The sequence below is a fragment of the Streptomyces sp. SD15 genome (assembly GCF_054462255.1).
The window spans coordinates 35,829-50,496 of record NZ_JBTLMO010000034.1 but is presented as its reverse complement, the minus strand read 5'-3'; the positions used below and the strand labels follow the sequence as shown (position 1 = coordinate 50,496).

14 protein-coding genes and 1 pseudogene are annotated in these 14,668 nt (G+C 71.5%); 7 read left to right on the top strand and 8 right to left on the bottom strand.

Annotated features, from left to right (window positions below; genetic code table 11):
* Positions 1 to 271: 271 nt before the first annotated feature.
* On the bottom strand, positions 272 to 1,069 hold the full coding sequence (locus tag ACX28W_RS29090; protein ID WP_459002646.1) for a VOC family protein: 798 nt from the start codon (positions 1,067 to 1,069) through the stop codon (positions 272 to 274).
* Positions 1,070 to 1,225: 156 nt separating this feature from the next.
* Here ACX28W_RS29090 and ACX28W_RS29085 point away from each other — a divergent pair, with 156 nt between their 5' ends.
* The 6 genes from ACX28W_RS29085 to ACX28W_RS29060 all read left to right on the top strand — a co-directional run bounded on the left by ACX28W_RS29085 (position 1,226) and on the right by ACX28W_RS29060 (position 6,147).
* Positions 1,226 to 2,242, top strand: a complete 1,017-nt coding sequence (locus ACX28W_RS29085) for a zinc-binding alcohol dehydrogenase family protein (protein ID WP_459002713.1) — start codon at positions 1,226 to 1,228, stop codon at positions 2,240 to 2,242.
* A gap of 58 nt (positions 2,243 to 2,300) precedes the next feature.
* Complete coding sequence (locus ACX28W_RS29080) at positions 2,301 to 3,527, top strand: PP2C family protein-serine/threonine phosphatase (protein WP_459002645.1); 1,227 nt, start codon at positions 2,301 to 2,303, stop codon at positions 3,525 to 3,527.
* Positions 3,528 to 3,639: 112 nt separating this feature from the next.
* Positions 3,640 to 4,065 carry a hypothetical protein gene (locus tag ACX28W_RS29075; RefSeq protein WP_459002643.1) on the top strand — a complete coding sequence of 142 codons (426 nt, stop codon included), beginning with the start codon at positions 3,640 to 3,642 and terminating at the stop codon, positions 4,063 to 4,065.
* A 104-nt stretch (positions 4,066 to 4,169) separates the two neighbouring features.
* Complete coding sequence (locus ACX28W_RS29070; protein WP_459002642.1) at positions 4,170 to 4,805, top strand: DUF3105 domain-containing protein; 636 nt, start codon at positions 4,170 to 4,172, stop codon at positions 4,803 to 4,805.
* A 133-nt stretch (positions 4,806 to 4,938) separates the two neighbouring features.
* Positions 4,939 to 5,856 carry an SGNH/GDSL hydrolase family protein gene (locus ACX28W_RS29065; RefSeq protein ID WP_459002640.1) on the top strand — a complete coding sequence of 306 codons (918 nt, stop codon included), beginning with the start codon at positions 4,939 to 4,941 and terminating at the stop codon, positions 5,854 to 5,856.
* 72 nt (positions 5,857 to 5,928) lie between these two features.
* Positions 5,929 to 6,147, top strand: a complete 219-nt coding sequence (locus tag ACX28W_RS29060) for a WCX domain-containing protein (RefSeq protein ID WP_459002638.1) — start codon at positions 5,929 to 5,931, stop codon at positions 6,145 to 6,147.
* On the opposite strand, the gene ACX28W_RS29055 is transcribed toward ACX28W_RS29060, so the two are convergent.
* From ACX28W_RS29055 to ACX28W_RS29025, 7 genes are read right to left on the bottom strand one after another with little or no spacing between them, the layout of a single operon-like run.
* Positions 6,137 to 6,532, bottom strand: coding sequence for a nitroreductase/quinone reductase family protein (locus ACX28W_RS29055; RefSeq protein ID WP_459002637.1), 396 nt, complete (start codon positions 6,530 to 6,532; stop codon positions 6,137 to 6,139). The two genes, ACX28W_RS29060 and ACX28W_RS29055, sit on opposite strands and share 11 nt — an antisense overlap.
* Before the next feature lie 54 nt (positions 6,533 to 6,586).
* Complete coding sequence (locus tag ACX28W_RS29050) at positions 6,587 to 7,258, bottom strand: TetR/AcrR family transcriptional regulator (RefSeq protein WP_459002635.1); 672 nt, start codon at positions 7,256 to 7,258, stop codon at positions 6,587 to 6,589.
* Positions 7,225 to 9,225 (bottom strand): CocE/NonD family hydrolase, encoded by a 2,001-nt coding sequence (locus ACX28W_RS29045; RefSeq protein WP_459002634.1) that lies wholly within the window; start codon positions 9,223 to 9,225, stop codon positions 7,225 to 7,227. The genes ACX28W_RS29050 and ACX28W_RS29045 overlap by 34 nt, the downstream gene beginning before the upstream one ends.
* On the bottom strand, positions 9,222 to 10,952 hold the full coding sequence (locus ACX28W_RS29040; protein ID WP_459002632.1) for a dipeptide ABC transporter ATP-binding protein: 1,731 nt from the start codon (positions 10,950 to 10,952) through the stop codon (positions 9,222 to 9,224). The genes ACX28W_RS29045 and ACX28W_RS29040 overlap by 4 nt, the downstream gene beginning before the upstream one ends.
* Complete coding sequence (locus ACX28W_RS29035) at positions 10,952 to 11,845, bottom strand: ABC transporter permease (protein WP_459002630.1); 894 nt, start codon at positions 11,843 to 11,845, stop codon at positions 10,952 to 10,954. The genes ACX28W_RS29040 and ACX28W_RS29035 overlap by 1 nt, the downstream gene beginning before the upstream one ends.
* Positions 11,842 to 12,798, bottom strand: a complete 957-nt coding sequence (locus tag ACX28W_RS29030; RefSeq protein ID WP_459002628.1) for an ABC transporter permease — start codon at positions 12,796 to 12,798, stop codon at positions 11,842 to 11,844. The genes ACX28W_RS29035 and ACX28W_RS29030 overlap by 4 nt, the downstream gene beginning before the upstream one ends.
* Before the next feature lie 2 nt (positions 12,799 to 12,800).
* Positions 12,801 to 14,384, bottom strand: a complete 1,584-nt coding sequence (locus ACX28W_RS29025; protein ID WP_459002627.1) for an ABC transporter substrate-binding protein — start codon at positions 14,382 to 14,384, stop codon at positions 12,801 to 12,803.
* Between the two features lie 175 nt (positions 14,385 to 14,559).
* Here ACX28W_RS29025 and ACX28W_RS29020 point away from each other — a divergent pair.
* Positions 14,560 to 14,658 (top strand): annotated as a pseudogene (locus tag ACX28W_RS29020) (ABC transporter ATP-binding protein); the annotation flags it as partial.
* Positions 14,659 to 14,668 lie beyond the last annotated feature (10 nt).

The window sequence follows — 14,668 nt, the reverse complement described above, 5'->3', positions numbered from 1 at the left end:
CCGGCGGCGGCTCTCGCTCGGGGCGAAGGCCCCGGCCGGACCGGAAGGCGCCCCTCAGCTCGGCGCCGTCCTTCGGACACCGACCGCGGGAGGCGCGCTCTCCCGGATCCGCCCGTCGGTGCCCAGCAGTCGCAGGCCCAGCAGCGTGGCCGTATGCGCCTGGTTGCCCCGCGGTGAAGAGCACCGGCTCGCCACGGAGGAATTCCGCCATTTCCTCAGGGGCGAGCCGGAGCACGCTCAGGTCACCATCCGTTCTTATGTCACCGTCCGTTCAGGACACGTCGATCGTCTCGGGCATCGCGCCCTCGGTCGTCGTGATGTCGATCACGGAGAACGGGGCGCCCTGCGGGTCGCTGAGGGCGGCGAACCGGCCGAAGGGACTGCCCATCGGGCCGAAGCGCAGGATCGCGCCACGCTCGGTCGCCTTCGCGACAGCGGCGTCGCAGTCCTCGACGGTGAAGTAGACGTTGAGGTACGACGGGACCTCGGGCGGGAACTCGTCCGTCATCTTCATACGGCCCAGAACCGGTTCCTCACCGAGGTCGAACAGCCTGAAGTCGATCGCGCCATCGTCCAGTTGCTTCGCGCCGTACCCGAAGACGGCCGGGAAGAAGGCGTCCGACTTCTCGGGCTGGCGGGTGAAGATCTCGGCCCAGCAGTACGCGCCGGGCACGGCCTTCGCCTCGAAGCCCTCGTGGGTTCCGGCCTGCCACACGCCGAAGACGACACCGCTCGGGTCACGGGCGATCAGCATCGAGCCGAAGTCACCGACCTGCATCGGCTTCATCAGCACCTCCCCGCCATTGGCCGTGATCTTCTCGGCGGTGGCGTGCACATTCGGTGACGCGAGATACAGGCACCAGGTGGACTGGCCTTCCTGACCGGGCATCGGCGGCACGACGGCGGCCACCGCCTTGCCGTCCGCGTAAGCCTGCGTGTAGTTGCCGTACTCCGAGGACGCCTCGCCGAACGTCCAGCCGAGTACGTCACCGTAGAAGCTCTTCGCCCCCTCGACATCGCTGAACATCGCGTCGGCCCAACAGGGCGTTCCCTCAGGCTGTACGGCCATGGCGTGCCACTCTTCCTGGTTCGGCGGGTTCCGTCGTTTTCACGCTAGCCAGCCTCCGCACGGGCCGCGCGCCGAACGGGGCGCCCTGCACCACACTGGAGAGCGGGCACGGGTGGTCGTCGACGGGACGGGCAGAACGGGACGGGACACGGCATGATGCGCGCGTGGGAAGTGGCCCGGCCCGGGCCGGTCGAGCAGGAGCCGCTGCGCTTCGTCGAGCGGCCGGTCCCGACGCCGCGGGCCGACGAGCTCCTCGTCCATGTCCGCGCCTGCGGGGTCTGCCGTACCGACCTGCACATCAGCGAGGGCGACCTGCCGGTGCACCGGCCGCACGTGACGCCCGGCCACGAGGTCGTCGGCGTGGTCGCGGCGGCGGGCGAAGACGTGACCGGCTACGGGGTCGGCGACCGGGTGGGCGTCGCCTGGCTGCGCCGTACGGACGGCACGTGCGGGTACTGCGCGCGGGGGGCCGAGAATCTCTGCCCGGGCTCGCAGTACACCGGCTGGGACGCCGACGGCGGCTACGCGGAGTACACGACCGTCCCGGCGGCCTTCGCCTATCGGCTGCCCGGCGACATGGACGACGTCACGCTGGCACCGCTGCTGTGCGCGGGCATCATCGGCTACCGCGCCCTGCTGCGGGCCGCGCTGCCGCCGGGCGGACGGCTCGGGCTGTACGGGTTCGGCGGCAGCGCCCATCTGTGTGCGCAGCTCGCCCTCGCGCAGGGCGCCACTGTGCACGTACTGACGCGTGACCCGCTCGCGCGTCGGCTCGCGCTCGCACTCGGGGCCGCGTCCGCCCGCGGCGCGTACGACGAGCCGCCCGAGCCGCTGGACAGCGCGATCCTGTTCGCGCCGGTCGGCGACCTGGTGCCGGTCGCCCTGCGGGCGCTCGACCGGGGCGGGATCCTGTCGATCGCCGGGATCCATCTGAGCGACACTCCGCCGCTGCGCTACGAGAGCGAGCTGTTCTACGAGAAGGAGCTGCGCAGCGTCACCTCGAACACGCGCGAGGACGGACGGGCCTTCTTGGCGCTCGCGGCCCGCCACGGCGTACGTGCCACCACGCACACCTACCCGTTGTCCGAGGCGCCGCGGGCCCTGCGGGACCTCAAGGCCGGCCGGTTCGACGGGGCGGCCGTGCTGGTGAACGACCTCCCGCCGCGGCACTGAGCATGCGGGCCCGCCGCGCGCGTGCGTGGATGGACCCAGGGTGTGCGGTGGAGGTGACATGGCTGACCGAGGCGGTGAGGACTCTGCGGGTGCGGGGACGCCGTTCGCCGCGATGGAGGACGCCGTCGAAGCGATCGGGAGCACACTCGACGAGGAGACCACCTGTGCGGAGCTCGCGGAGTTCGCCTGCCAGCAGGTCTGCGACGCCGCCGCCGTGGATCTGCTGCCCACCGACACCCCCGCCACGCGGTGCCCGCACGACCCCGACCTGTCCCGTGTCGCCGCGGCCGGCCGGTCCGAGCTGCTCACTTCCTGGGCCGCGCACGGCGCGCGGCCGTTGTCCGTCCAGGCCATCGACGAGGGGCATCCGATCACCGCGTCGATCGACCTGTCGGGACGGGTTCCGCGCCAGGTCATGACCGTGCCACTGCTCGCGCACGGCCGTCTGTACGGGGTTCTGCTGGCCGTCCGGCACGGGCCGGCCTTCACCGAACGGGACACCACTGTCACGCACTACGCGGCACGGCTCGCGGCCGTTCACCTCGGCCACTCACGCCAGCACAACGCCGTACGCAGTACGGTGCTCGACCTCCAGCGGGCGCTGCTGGCCGAGCCGGGCCGCCCGCATCCCAACCTCGACCTGGCCACCCGGCATCTGCCGGCCGGAGGCGGCGTCCTCGTGGGCGGGGACTGGTTCGAAACCGTGCGGCTGCACTTCGGGCGGACCTTGCTGGTCGTGGGCGATGTCATGGGGCACGGTCTGGAAGCCGCGGTGGACATGAACGCCTATCGCTCGACGCTCCGCTACGTCGCCTCCACGGATCTGCCGCCGCACCGGGTACTGCGCCGCCTCGACAGCGCGGTCTCCGAGGACGGCACCCGGCGTCCGGCCACCTGTCTGCTCGTCCAGGTCGACCCCGCCCGCGGCACGGCCGCGATCGCCAGTGCCGGGCACCTGCCGCCGGTCGTGTTTGCCGGGGACGGCACCGGTGAGCTGCTGCGGGTGCCGGTCGGCCCCCCGCTGGGCACCGGTGTGGGCGGCTACGAACCGGCCACCCGCACGCTCTCCCCCCAGGACACCCTGGTGATGTTCACCGACGGCCTGGTGGAGCGGCGCGGGGAGGACATCGACGCCTCGCTCGCCCGACTGGCCGAGCTGCGGCTGCATCCCGGGACAGGGGTCGACGAGATCCTCGACGAGGTGCTCGAACAGCTCGACGCCCGGCACGCGGAGGACGACGTGGCGGTGCTGGCCGCCCGCATCCGCCACCGACCCCCGGCGTGAGACTCGACGGCATGAGACTCGACCGGTCGCACGCCGGGGACGAACTGGCCGAGCCAGTCTGATAATTTCGACGACGCTCGATCTTCCGGCCTCCGACTGTTCAGGCGTCCCCATGCCCCGTGTGTGGTTTCCTCGCGTCACGCTGCCGCGTGCCCGCGGGCCGTGGACGCGCCCGCTGGTGGTGATCGTGCTGGCGCTGGCCACCTCCGTGCTCTTCTGCGCCGGTTCCGGCCCGGCGCAGGCGGCCGAGCCGGTGGTGTCGCCGCCCCTCTTCATCATGACGGCGCAGGAGCGCCTGGACGACGGCGGCAAGAGTTACGCGGACGTCACCCCGTGCCAGGAGTGTCCCGACGAGCATCGCTGCAACGGAGCGGGCCATCACGGCGTCCTCGGCCACCCGCCGCTGGTCGGGGCGGACCGCACGGCCGCGGTCGAGCAGCCGGGGACCGCTCTCGTCCGCGTCCCGCTCGACCCGTCCCGGACTCCGGGCGGTCCCCGTCCTCCCGATCTCCACGAACTGCAGCTTCTTCGGATCTAGCCGACAGGGCCCGGGCCGTACTCCGGCCCGTTCTCCGATCCCGTCGACAGCAGCAGCACCGCCATGCCCGCGGGGGCAGGGCGGGGAGAAGGACGTACATACCCATGGGTTCATCCAACGCGAAGGCCAAGAGCGCGGCACGCCGCGCCCGTCTGGAAGAGATACGCAAGGCCGAACAGGCCCGGGAACGCCGAGGCCGCGTCCTCGTGATCGCCGCGAGCGCCGTGATCATCGCCGGCCTCGTCGGCGGCGGCTGGTACCTCATCGACGCCGCCCAGGACAAGGAAGAGGCGAAGGCCGCCCCGGTCGCGGGCGTGAAGAGCTGGTCGAAGCTCACCCAGAACCATGTGGACAAGGCGGTCGACTACCCGATGAGTCCGCCCGTGGGCGGCGACCACAACCAGGTCTGGGTCAACTGCGACGCGCAGGTCTACACCAAGGCGGTCCCGAACGAGAACGCCGTCCACGCGCTGGAGCACGGCGCCGTCTGGATCACGTACAACGACAAGGCGTCCAAGACCGACGTCTCCGCACTGACCGACCGCGTCACCAACACCTCGTACACCTTCATGAGTCCGTACGAGGACCAGTCCTCGCCGATCGTGCTGAGCGCCTGGGGTCATCAACTGAAGGTGGACGAGTCGTCCGACGCGCGGGTCGGGAAGTTCCTGGACAAGTACGTCCAGGGCGAGCAGACGCCCGAGCCGGGGGCTGCGTGCAGTGGTGGGATAACGCCGTGAGGTGACACGGTCGGCGCGGGGGCGTTCGGGTCTTCCCGGCCCGGACGTCCCGCGGCCTACGCATGTCTTCCCCCTTCCGTCCGGCTGTGCTTGCCTGGGGAGCTCTTTCGGTGGGCGGGGCGGGAGTTGCTTCATGCGGAAGCCTTGGATCGTGGGAGTGCTGTTGGCCGGGCTGCTCCTCGGCGCGTGCGGGGATCCGGCCTCGGGGCCCCAGGCGGCGCCGTCGGCTCCCGCGCCGCCCGCGGCCTCGCCGTCCCCGACCTCCACCACCCACCAGCGGCCCGCCGCCACCCCGGGGCCGACGAAGGCGACGGCCCCCACCGTGCTCTATCTCGGGGACTCACTCGCGATGGAGAACCAGAAGGTGCTGGGACAGTTGCTGCGGGAGGAACTGGACGCGCGGTACACCAGCGCCCCGTACTCGGGCACCACTCTCTGCGACTACCTGGAAGGGACCGGCGAGTCGTCCCTCGTACCGCCCTCGGACAAGGCCGCCGCGTTGGTGCGCTCGCTGCGACCGGACTTCGTGGTGCTGCAGTTCTGGGGCAACTCCTGGGGCTACACGCCCTGTATGGACGGCATCACGTACGACAAGGAGCGGTCCGCGTACTTCAAGCGGTACGAGGCCGACATGAAGCGGCTGACCGAGCAGATCGCGGACGCGGGTGGCGCGCGGCGGCCCAGGATCGTGTGGGTGTCGCAGGGTCCGGACCCGATCACCCCCGACCGGGTCCGGACCGTGAACGCGCTCTACGAACTGCGTGCCGGCGCCTCCCACCATCTGATCGCCGACGCCGGGAAGGCGGTGAGCCCGGCTTCGGCCCGGTACACCTGGGCGCAGTATCTGCCGTGCACCGCGTACGAGCACGATCATCCGGCGTACTGCACCCAGCCGGGCCAAGGCCGCACCGCCCTGCACCGCGACGACGACTATCTGCATTTCTGTCTGGCGCCCACCACGTCCACGCCCAAGCCCTGCCCGGTCCGCTCCCCCGGCATTGTGCGCATCACGCGTGCGATCACCCGGGTCATCGCCGGCCACGTCCGCTGACGGGCCTGATGACGGGCCTCAGGACTGCCTCGCCAGTGACTTCTCGCGCAGTTGGCCGGGGTGCGGCGGCAGATGCTCCTCACCCCGCAGCGCGCCGACACACTGCCCGCCGCGGACGACACCGCAAAACACGTGGAGCTGGAGATGCACTTCCGCTCCCTGGGCGCCGCGCAGCAATTGCTCGCCTTCGGCACCGTGGTCGAGGTGATCTCACCGGCGGAGCCGCGCGAGAGCCTGGCGCGGGTCGCGGAAGAGATCGCCGCCGTCTCCACGCATGGCCTCAGTCAGTGATGTCGACCCGCACCGTCATAAGACCTGCGCCCATCACGCGCACCGCGGCGCTGTTGAACCGCGGCAGGCTCTTCAGCCGCGCTCGGGCGTCGTCCTCGGGCATCAGATGGGCGATGCCGGCGTACCACCGCCCCCTGACCCTGACCCGAACTCTTGGATCCGCCTGAATATTGCGCACGTACTGCGACCGCTCGCCGTACTCACTGACCCACCAGAACTCCCGCCCCACCAGGCGCCCGCCGACCGGTGTCCACCGCGGAAGTCCGGACGTGCGTCCCCTGGTCTCCAGCAGGGTCTGCGTCGGCAGCCGCCTGAGGAGCGGGTTGCCGATCCGCCGCTGGAACGTCGTGACCAACCTGTACTTCAGCTCGCGGTAGCGGGACATTCGAGCTCCTCCTGTTCGGTGCCGGTCACCATTCTCCGTGGCCCGGCGAGCGCCTCACGACCGCCCTCCGAGCTCCGTCTCGACCAGGCGATTGAGGTGGCGGCGCGCGTCCTCGGTGCTCAGCGGGGGTGCCTGCCGCAGCCGTTGCAGGGCCAGACCGTCGGCGAGGGCGGCGAAGCGGACCGTGAAGCCGTCCAGGTCGTCGGAGGTGAACTCGCCGTCGGTGACGCCCCGTTCGGCCAGTTCGCGGATCTGGGTGTGCCAGGCGTCGTATCGCTGTGCCTGGCCGCGGGCGAAGGACTGGTCCGGGTCCTGGTCGCCCGCGTTCCAGTAGTCGAACCACATGCGCCAGTGCCGGTCGGTGTCCTCGGTGAACAGCGCGTCGACGAGCAGCCGCAGCGCCTCGGCCCCGCTGGTGGCCTGTTCGGCGGCCTCGCTGAGCGCCGCGTAGTACCGCTCGATGTGCAGCACCATCGCCTCGGAGAGGATCTCCTGGACGCTTCCGAAGTGGTAGGTGACCGTGCCGACGGAGACCCCGGCCGCGGCGGCGACGTCGCGCACCCCCACCGAGGCGTAACCCCGCTCGGCGATCAGCGGTACGGCGGCCTCCACGATGAGACGGCGGCGCACCTCGGTGGGCTGGCGGGTGCGGTCGGCGGCGGCGACGGCACGGCGGGGGGTCTTGGCGGGCTTCATGCCGACGTCCTCGGGGTGGTGCGGTGCCATGCGCGCTTGACCACTGTCTCTCCGTTCGCCCGCGCTTCGACGCGGCTGTCCATGATGAAGTCCACGGCCGTGGCCCGCAGCTCCGTCCGCGTAACGATCTCCGCGTCCTCATCCTCCCCGCGGGCCAGCCGGATCTTCCACTCGGAGACAGCGGAGGCGGAGAGCGGATCGTCGGCGTGGATGCGGTATGTCTCGCGGGCGCTCTCCTCGTAGCGCAGCCCGTCGGGATACGTCCGGGATCCCCCGTAGTTGGGGTCGACCTGCAGGGTCCACTCCCCCGCGGCGACGTCGTGGGTGACCAGTCGCTCCGGCCGCGGATCGGCGGGCCGGTCGTAGGTCACGGGGAGCGGCGGCGCCTGCTCGGGTTCCTCGAAGTGGATCGGCGGCTCGTCCGCCGCCTCCCGTACGGGCAGGAGCAGCGCGCTGCGCGCCGGTACGACGCTCAGCTCGCCGCGTTCGCCGTGCGGCCACACCCACGGCCAGTACGCGTCGGAGACGGCAACGCGGATGCGGTGGCCGGGCGGGAAGGCGTACCCGATGCCGTTGAGCTCGAATTCGACGTCCTCGTACGTCCCCGGCGTCCACTCCACGGCTTGGTCCCGCCCGTGCCGGGACAGGAGGTTCAGCACGCCGCGCGTGACAAGTGTGGACGAGCCGTCGGGGGCGACGGCGCAGAGGCGGGCGATCACGTTCGCGCGCGGGGTCGCGCTGTCGAGCCGGAGCCGGACGCGCGGGCGGCCCAGGATCTCGACGCGCTCCGCCAGCGGCGCCGAGTCGAAGCAGACCGAGCGACCGTCCTCCTCGCGCTGATCGGGCGGGAGGTCGCTGGCGTTGCCGAAGGGGAAGAAGCGGCCCGCGTCGAGGCCGGTGTGCTGAGGGGATCGTACGAGTACGGGGGCGTCACCCGCCCCCAAGGTCCGCTCGTCCCACGTGACCACTGCGGATGGCCAGTCGGCGTCGCCCACCCAACGGCCGGGCATGACGTCGTACGAGGTGGCGGGTGGGACGGCGTCGTTGATCCAGGCACGGAGCAACGGCTCCCGCATGACACCGGTTTCGATGCCCTTCAGGTGCTGGTCCCACCAGCGCAGGGTCTCCTGGAGGAAACCGATCGCGGGGCCCGGGGGCAGCCCGCGGTCGGGATACTGATGGGACCAGGGCCCGATCAGTCCCCGAACGCGATCGCCCGGCAGGTGCTCCACCAGCCGCAGCACGGTGTCGCGGTACGGGTCGTGCCAGCCGCCGACCGCGAGCACGGCCGCGTCGATGGCGCCGTAGTCCTCACAGACGCTGCCGTGCCGCCAGTAGTCGTCGCGCTGCTGGTGTTCCAGCCATGTGTGCAGGAAGGGTTCGAGGGAGTCGAGGCGTTCGCGCCACATGGGTAGCCGGCGGTCCCGGCCGACGCTCACCGGGTCCGGCGGGCGGGAGGCGAACGCGAGCATCGTGCCGGCCCAGGCGAGCATGTCGACGCCAAGGAGGGCGCCGCCCGTGTAGTGCACGTCGTTGTCGTAGCGGTCGTCCGTCGAACAGACCGTGACGATCGCCTTGAGCGGCTCGGGCGCGAGGGCCGCGATCTGGAGGGAGTTGAAGCCGCCCCAGGAGATGCCGAACATGCCGACCTTGCCGGTGCACCAGGGTTGTGCCGCCAGCCAGTGGACGACATCGACGCCGTCGGCGAGCTCCTGCGCGTCGTACTCGTCGCCCGGCGTCCCCTCGCTGTCGCCGTGGCCCCGGATGTCGACGCGGACGGAGGCGTAGCCGTGCCCGGCGTACCAGGGGTGGCGCTCGGCGTCGCGGGGCGCGGTCCAGTCGCTCTTGCGGTACGGGAGGTATTCGAGCAGCGCGGGCACCGGGTCCGCGCCGACGGGACGCCAGATGCGGGCGTGCAGGCGGGTGTGCCCGTCGCGGGTGGGGATCCAGACGTCCTCGCGGACGACCTGGTGCTCGAACTGCTCGCAGTACTTCACGACACTCCTTCGGTGGCGGGGTGGCCGGCCGGACGCCAGCGGCGCACCCGGTGGCCGTGGCCGTGGTCGGTCCACAGGTCGTCCGGTTCGGCCGCGTCCGCCCAGTCGGCGGTCCCCTCGACGAACGGTCGTGCGTCCGGGTCGGGTTCGAGGGCCGCTGCCATCAGTTGGCGTGTGTAGGGGTGACCGGGCGAGGCGAAGACCGTGTCCGTGGGCCCCTCCTCGACCACCACTCCGTGGCGCAGCACGACCACACGGTCCGCGATGCCCCGTACGACGGCCAGGTCGTGGCTGATGAACAGACACGCCAACCCGCGCTCCCGGCGCAGGTCGTCCAGGAGCCGGAGTACATCGGCCTGAACGGAGACGTCGAGCGCCGTCGTGATCTCGTCGGCGATCAGGACGTCCGGCTCGCCCGCCAACGCCCGTGCGATGCCGATGCGCTGGCGCTGGCCACCGGAGAGCTGGGCGGGCAGCCGGTCGGCGAGGGCCGGGTCGAGGCGTACGTCGGAGATGAGCTGCCGGGCACGGACCGCGGCCTCCGTACGCGTGCCGGCCGTACCGAAGAAGCGCAGCGGACGGCGGACCGCGTCACCCACCGAACGGCGCGGGTTCAGTGAGGTGTCCGCGTTCTGGAAGACGAGCTGGACCCGCCGCCGCAGGGACGACGGCCGCTTCTGCGCGGGGCGGGCCAGGTCGCCCGACTCGTGGGTCATCGTGCCGCCGGACGGGGTGCGCAGGCCGGCGAGCGTCCAGGCGAGCGTGGACTTGCCGCTGCCCGACTCCCCGACAAGCGCGAGCACTTCGCCGCGCCGCACCTCGAAGGAGACTCCGTGCACGGCGCGCTGCGACCCGTAGTCGATCGTGATGTCGCACGCGGAGACCGCCACCGTTGAGCCCTCCGACACCCGCGCCCTGGGGCGCACCTCCCGCTCCCCCGACTCCCCGACGAGCGCGAGACCGGTGTCATCGAGGCGCGGCACGCTCGCCAACAGGCGTCTGGTGTACGGGTCTTGGGGCATCGAAAAGAGTCGGCGAGTGGGCGCCGACTCCACCACACGGCCGGACCGCAGCACGGTCACCTCGTCGGCCATGTGCGCCACGACTCCGAGGTCGTGACTCACCAGCACGGCCGCGAGGCCCAGTTCGTCGCGCAGGGCGCCGATCAGGTCGAGGACGCCGCGCTGGGTGACGACGTCGAGGCCGGTCGTCGGCTCGTCGAGGACGAGGACCTTCGGGCGGGCCGCGATCGCCATGGCGATGGCGACGCGCTGCTGCTGACCGCCGGAGAGCTCGTGCGGATAGCGGCGGGCGAGTTCGACGGGGCGGGGCAGCCGGACCTGTTCGAGCAGATCGACGACCGGCACCTCGCCGCCCGCCTCCGCGATCTGCCGCCCGATCCGCATGGACGGTGTCAGCGCGTGGCCCGCGTTCTGGGCGACCATGGCGACGGTCCCGCCGCGCAGCCGCCGCAACTCCTTTGCGGGCAGGGCGAAGACGTCCTGCCCGTCGACGAGCACCGAGCCCGCGGTGATCCGGGACCCGTGGCGCAGATGCCCGAGCAGCGTCGCGGCGACGGTCGACTTGCCGCTGCCGGACTCACCGACCAGGGCGTGCGTCCGGCCCTTGGAAACCTCCAGGGACACCTCGTGCACGACCGGCACATCACGCCCGCCCGAACGGTAGGCCACGGAAAGGGACTGCACGGAAACGATCGAGGCGGCCATCAGGAGCCCTCCCTGATCCGGTCGACGCCCCACGCCTTGGACAGGCCGTCGGCCGCGAGGTTGAGCCCGACCACGAGCGTGGCCAGGGCGATGATCGGCGCAAGGCTCGCCATTGGCACGACGGTGATGGCGGTGCGGTTCTCGGCGACCATCAGCCCCCAGTCGGGGGTCGGCGGATCGGCGCCGAAGCCGAGAAAGGACAGCGAGGAGATGAGGAGCACGACCCACGAGGCGCGCATCGCGAACTCCACGCACACCACGTCGGTGATGTTCGGCAGAATCTCGCGCCGCAGGATCGACCAGGTTCCCTCGCCACGCGCCCGCGCCGCCGTCACGTAGTCGGCGGGCACCACGGCGAGTGCCGCGCCCCGCACCACTCGTACGACCTGGGGCACGTACACCACGGCGATGGCGAAGACGATGACCGCCGGCCCGGTGCCCAGCGCCGTCACGATCACGAGCAGGGCCAGGATCGACGGGACGGAGAGCACCGCGTCCAGGACCCGGCCCAGCACGTCGTCGAACCAGCCGCCGCGCAGCGCCGCCGCACAGCCCACGACCGTGCCGAGGGCGACGGTCACCAGGGTCGCGGCGACGGAGACGCCGAGCGCGTACCGACCGCCGTACAGCACGCGGGCGAGGACGTCTCGCCCGTACTGGTCTGTGCCCGCCCAGTGGTCCCGGCTCGGGCCGAGCAGTGCGTGCGAGGCGTCGCCCGCAATGGGGTCGTACGAGGTGAGGAGCGGGGCGAGCAGGGCGATCAGCACATGGACGGCGACGATCGCGAGGCCGATCACGGCGGCGCGCGAGGAGCGCAGGGTGCGCCAGGCGCGGGCGGCGCGCGCCGGAGCGGTCGCGGGCGCGGCCAACGGGGCGGTGTCGAGCGTGGTCATCGGGTCCTCCCTCGCGTGCGGAGCTTCGGGTTGAGGGCCATGGCGCCGAGGTCGGCGGCGAGGTTGCAGGCGACGTACACGACGGCGCTGATCAGGGCGATGGCCTGGATGACGGGCAGGTCGCGGTTCTGGACGGAGGAGAGCATCAGCTTGCCGATGCCCGGGTAGTTGAAGACGTTCTCGACCACGGCGACTCCGCCGGCCAGCCAGGCGACGTTCAGCGCGATGACGTGCAGCGTCGGGAGCAGCGCGCTGGGCAGGGCGTGCCGGGTGACGACCCGCCAGGTCGACAGGCCCTTGAGGCGGGCCGTGGTGATGTACTCGCTCGCCATCACGTCGATCACCGAAGTGCGGGCCATGCGCACGATGTACGCGGCCATCACGACGGCGAGGGCGAGCGCGGGAAGCCATACGGCGGGCAGGAGTTGACCGACGCTCGCCTCGGGGCCGTAGAGCACGACCGCCGGGAACCACGGCAGCGCGATCGAGAAGCAGAGCACCAGGACGGTCGCGACCACGAACTCGGGCACGCTCATGCCGACGAGGCTGACGGTCGAGATGAGGTGGTCGGGCCAGCGGTCGCGGTACAGGCCCGCGAGGATGCCGAGGACGATCGAGCCGGTGACCGCGAACAGGACGGTGATCAGAGCGATCAGCGCCGAGTTGGCGAGGTACAGGGAGACCTCGCCGCCGACGGCCTTCCCGGAGACGAGGGAGGCACCGAAGTCGCCGTGCAGGGCGCCGCGCACCCAGTCCACGTACCGCTCCCAGGCAGGCTGGTCGAGCTTCAGCTTCTCTCGGAGCGCGGCCACGGCATCCGGTGTCGCGTCCTTGCCGAGGACCTGGGTGGCGACGTCGCCGGGCAGGGCCTGGACGGCGAGGAAGACGAGGACGGAGGAGAGGAAGAGCGTGCCGAGGGCGGCGGCCACCCGGCGGGCTATGAAGGAGACCATGGTCAGGCTCCCTTCAGGCCGATGCCGAGGTAGTCGAACTCGAAGCCGTGCTCGGCGTATCCGCGCACCTTCCGGGAGATGCCGACGAGCCGGTCGGCGAACATCGGGGTCATCGCCCCGCCCTCCTCGACGACGAAGGTCTGCGCCTCGCCGTACAGTTCGCGGCGGCGGTTGTCGTCCGTCTCGCGGCGCGCCCGGTCGAGGAGTGCGTCGAAGTCCTTGTCGGACCAGGCGGTCTCGTTGTACGCGGAGCCGCTGCGGAAGACCTGGGTGAAGAGCTGGTCGACGGGTCTGCCGGTGTACCAATAGGTCGCCATCAGCGGCTTCTTCATCCAGATCTGCGTGTAGTACGAGTCCGCCGCGGCCGTCCTGACCTTGATCCGGATGCCGGCGCGCTTGGCCGAGTCCTGGTAGGCGAGAGCCATGGGCGTGAAGATCGGGTCGTACGAGGACGTGTGGAGGTCGACCGCGAGACCCTCGTGCCCGGCCTGCTTGAGCAGGTACTTCGCCTGCTCCGGGTCGTGCTTCGGGTGCGCGGCGATGTGGGCGGGGTCGCTGGGCGGTACGGGGTTGTCCCAGCCTGCGGTGCCCGCGCCCTGCAACGCCACCTTGACCACGTGCTCGGGGTCGTAGGCGAGCTTCATCGCCTGCCGCACCCGTACGTCCGTGAAGGGCTTCTCGGTGGTGAGCATCGGCAGGACGTACCACTGGGCGTTCTTCACGCGGGCGATGGTGGCGCGGTCGGAGGCGGCGACGACGCGGGCCGTCGCGAAGTCCAGGTTGGTCTGGGAGAGGAGGTCGACCTGGCCTGCCAGCAGGGCATTCGAGCGCGCCGACATGTCGGCGACGGAGTAGAAGGCGATCGCGTCGAGGACGGGGCGGCCCTGCCAGTGGTCCGCGTACGCGGTGACGCGACCGGGGCCCGCGGGGGTGAACGACTCCAGCTTGAAGGGGCCGGTGCCGATGCCGGTGCGGCCGATCGAGCGGGTGCTGCCGTCGGGGACGACATAGCAGTTGTAGTGCGTGAGAAGGCTCGGGAACTCCGCGTTGGGGGTCTTCAGCGGGACGACGAGGGTGTGGTCGTCGGGGGTGCGGAGCATGTCGGGGTCGATGAGCGGGGCGAGGACGGCGGCCTGGGGTGAGGCGGTCGCCTTGTCGAGGATGTGGCGCAGGGTGTAGGCCGCGTCGGCCGCGGTGAGCCCCCGGCCGTCGTGGAAGGTGACGCCCTTGCGGAGGTGGAAGGTCCAGGTGCGGGCCCTGGCGTCGGGCTCCCAGGACTCGGCGAGGTCGGGGGCTAGGTCGCCTTGCGCGTCGACGCGGACGAGCCGGTTGTAGAGAGCGCCCAGATATTCGTACGCCGACAGGGCGCTCGCCGGGTCGAGGGTCTCGGCGTCGGAGGCGGGCGGCCGGGCGATGCGGAGGGTGCCGCCGCGGTCGGGGGCGCCCTTCTTCGCGGCGGCGGGGAGAACGGGCGCGGCCGCGGCACCCGTACAGCCGGTGAGCAGCCAGGACGCACCGAGTGCCGCGGCGCTCGCGGCTCCCGCGCCGAGGACCGACCGCCGTCCCGGGTGGTGGATGTCGGGCATGGACCGACCGTCCTTCTCGCTATTCGTTCAGCGGAACGATTGAGTGAAGTCCGTGAACGATAACGAGGGGACGCTTCCGCGCCAACCCCCAGCACGCGGAAATTAACCCGGGAAACCCACTCGTTACGCGGACCGAAGCCGCCTGGAGGGCTGGGCGGCGCTCGGGGTGTACGGGGTGATGGGCGACGGGGTCGTCCGGGAGGTCGGCTCGCACGAGGAGCTGCTGCGCCGGGGTGGCGCGTACACGGCACTGCACAGCGGCCGGCTCGCCTGATCCCGCTTCC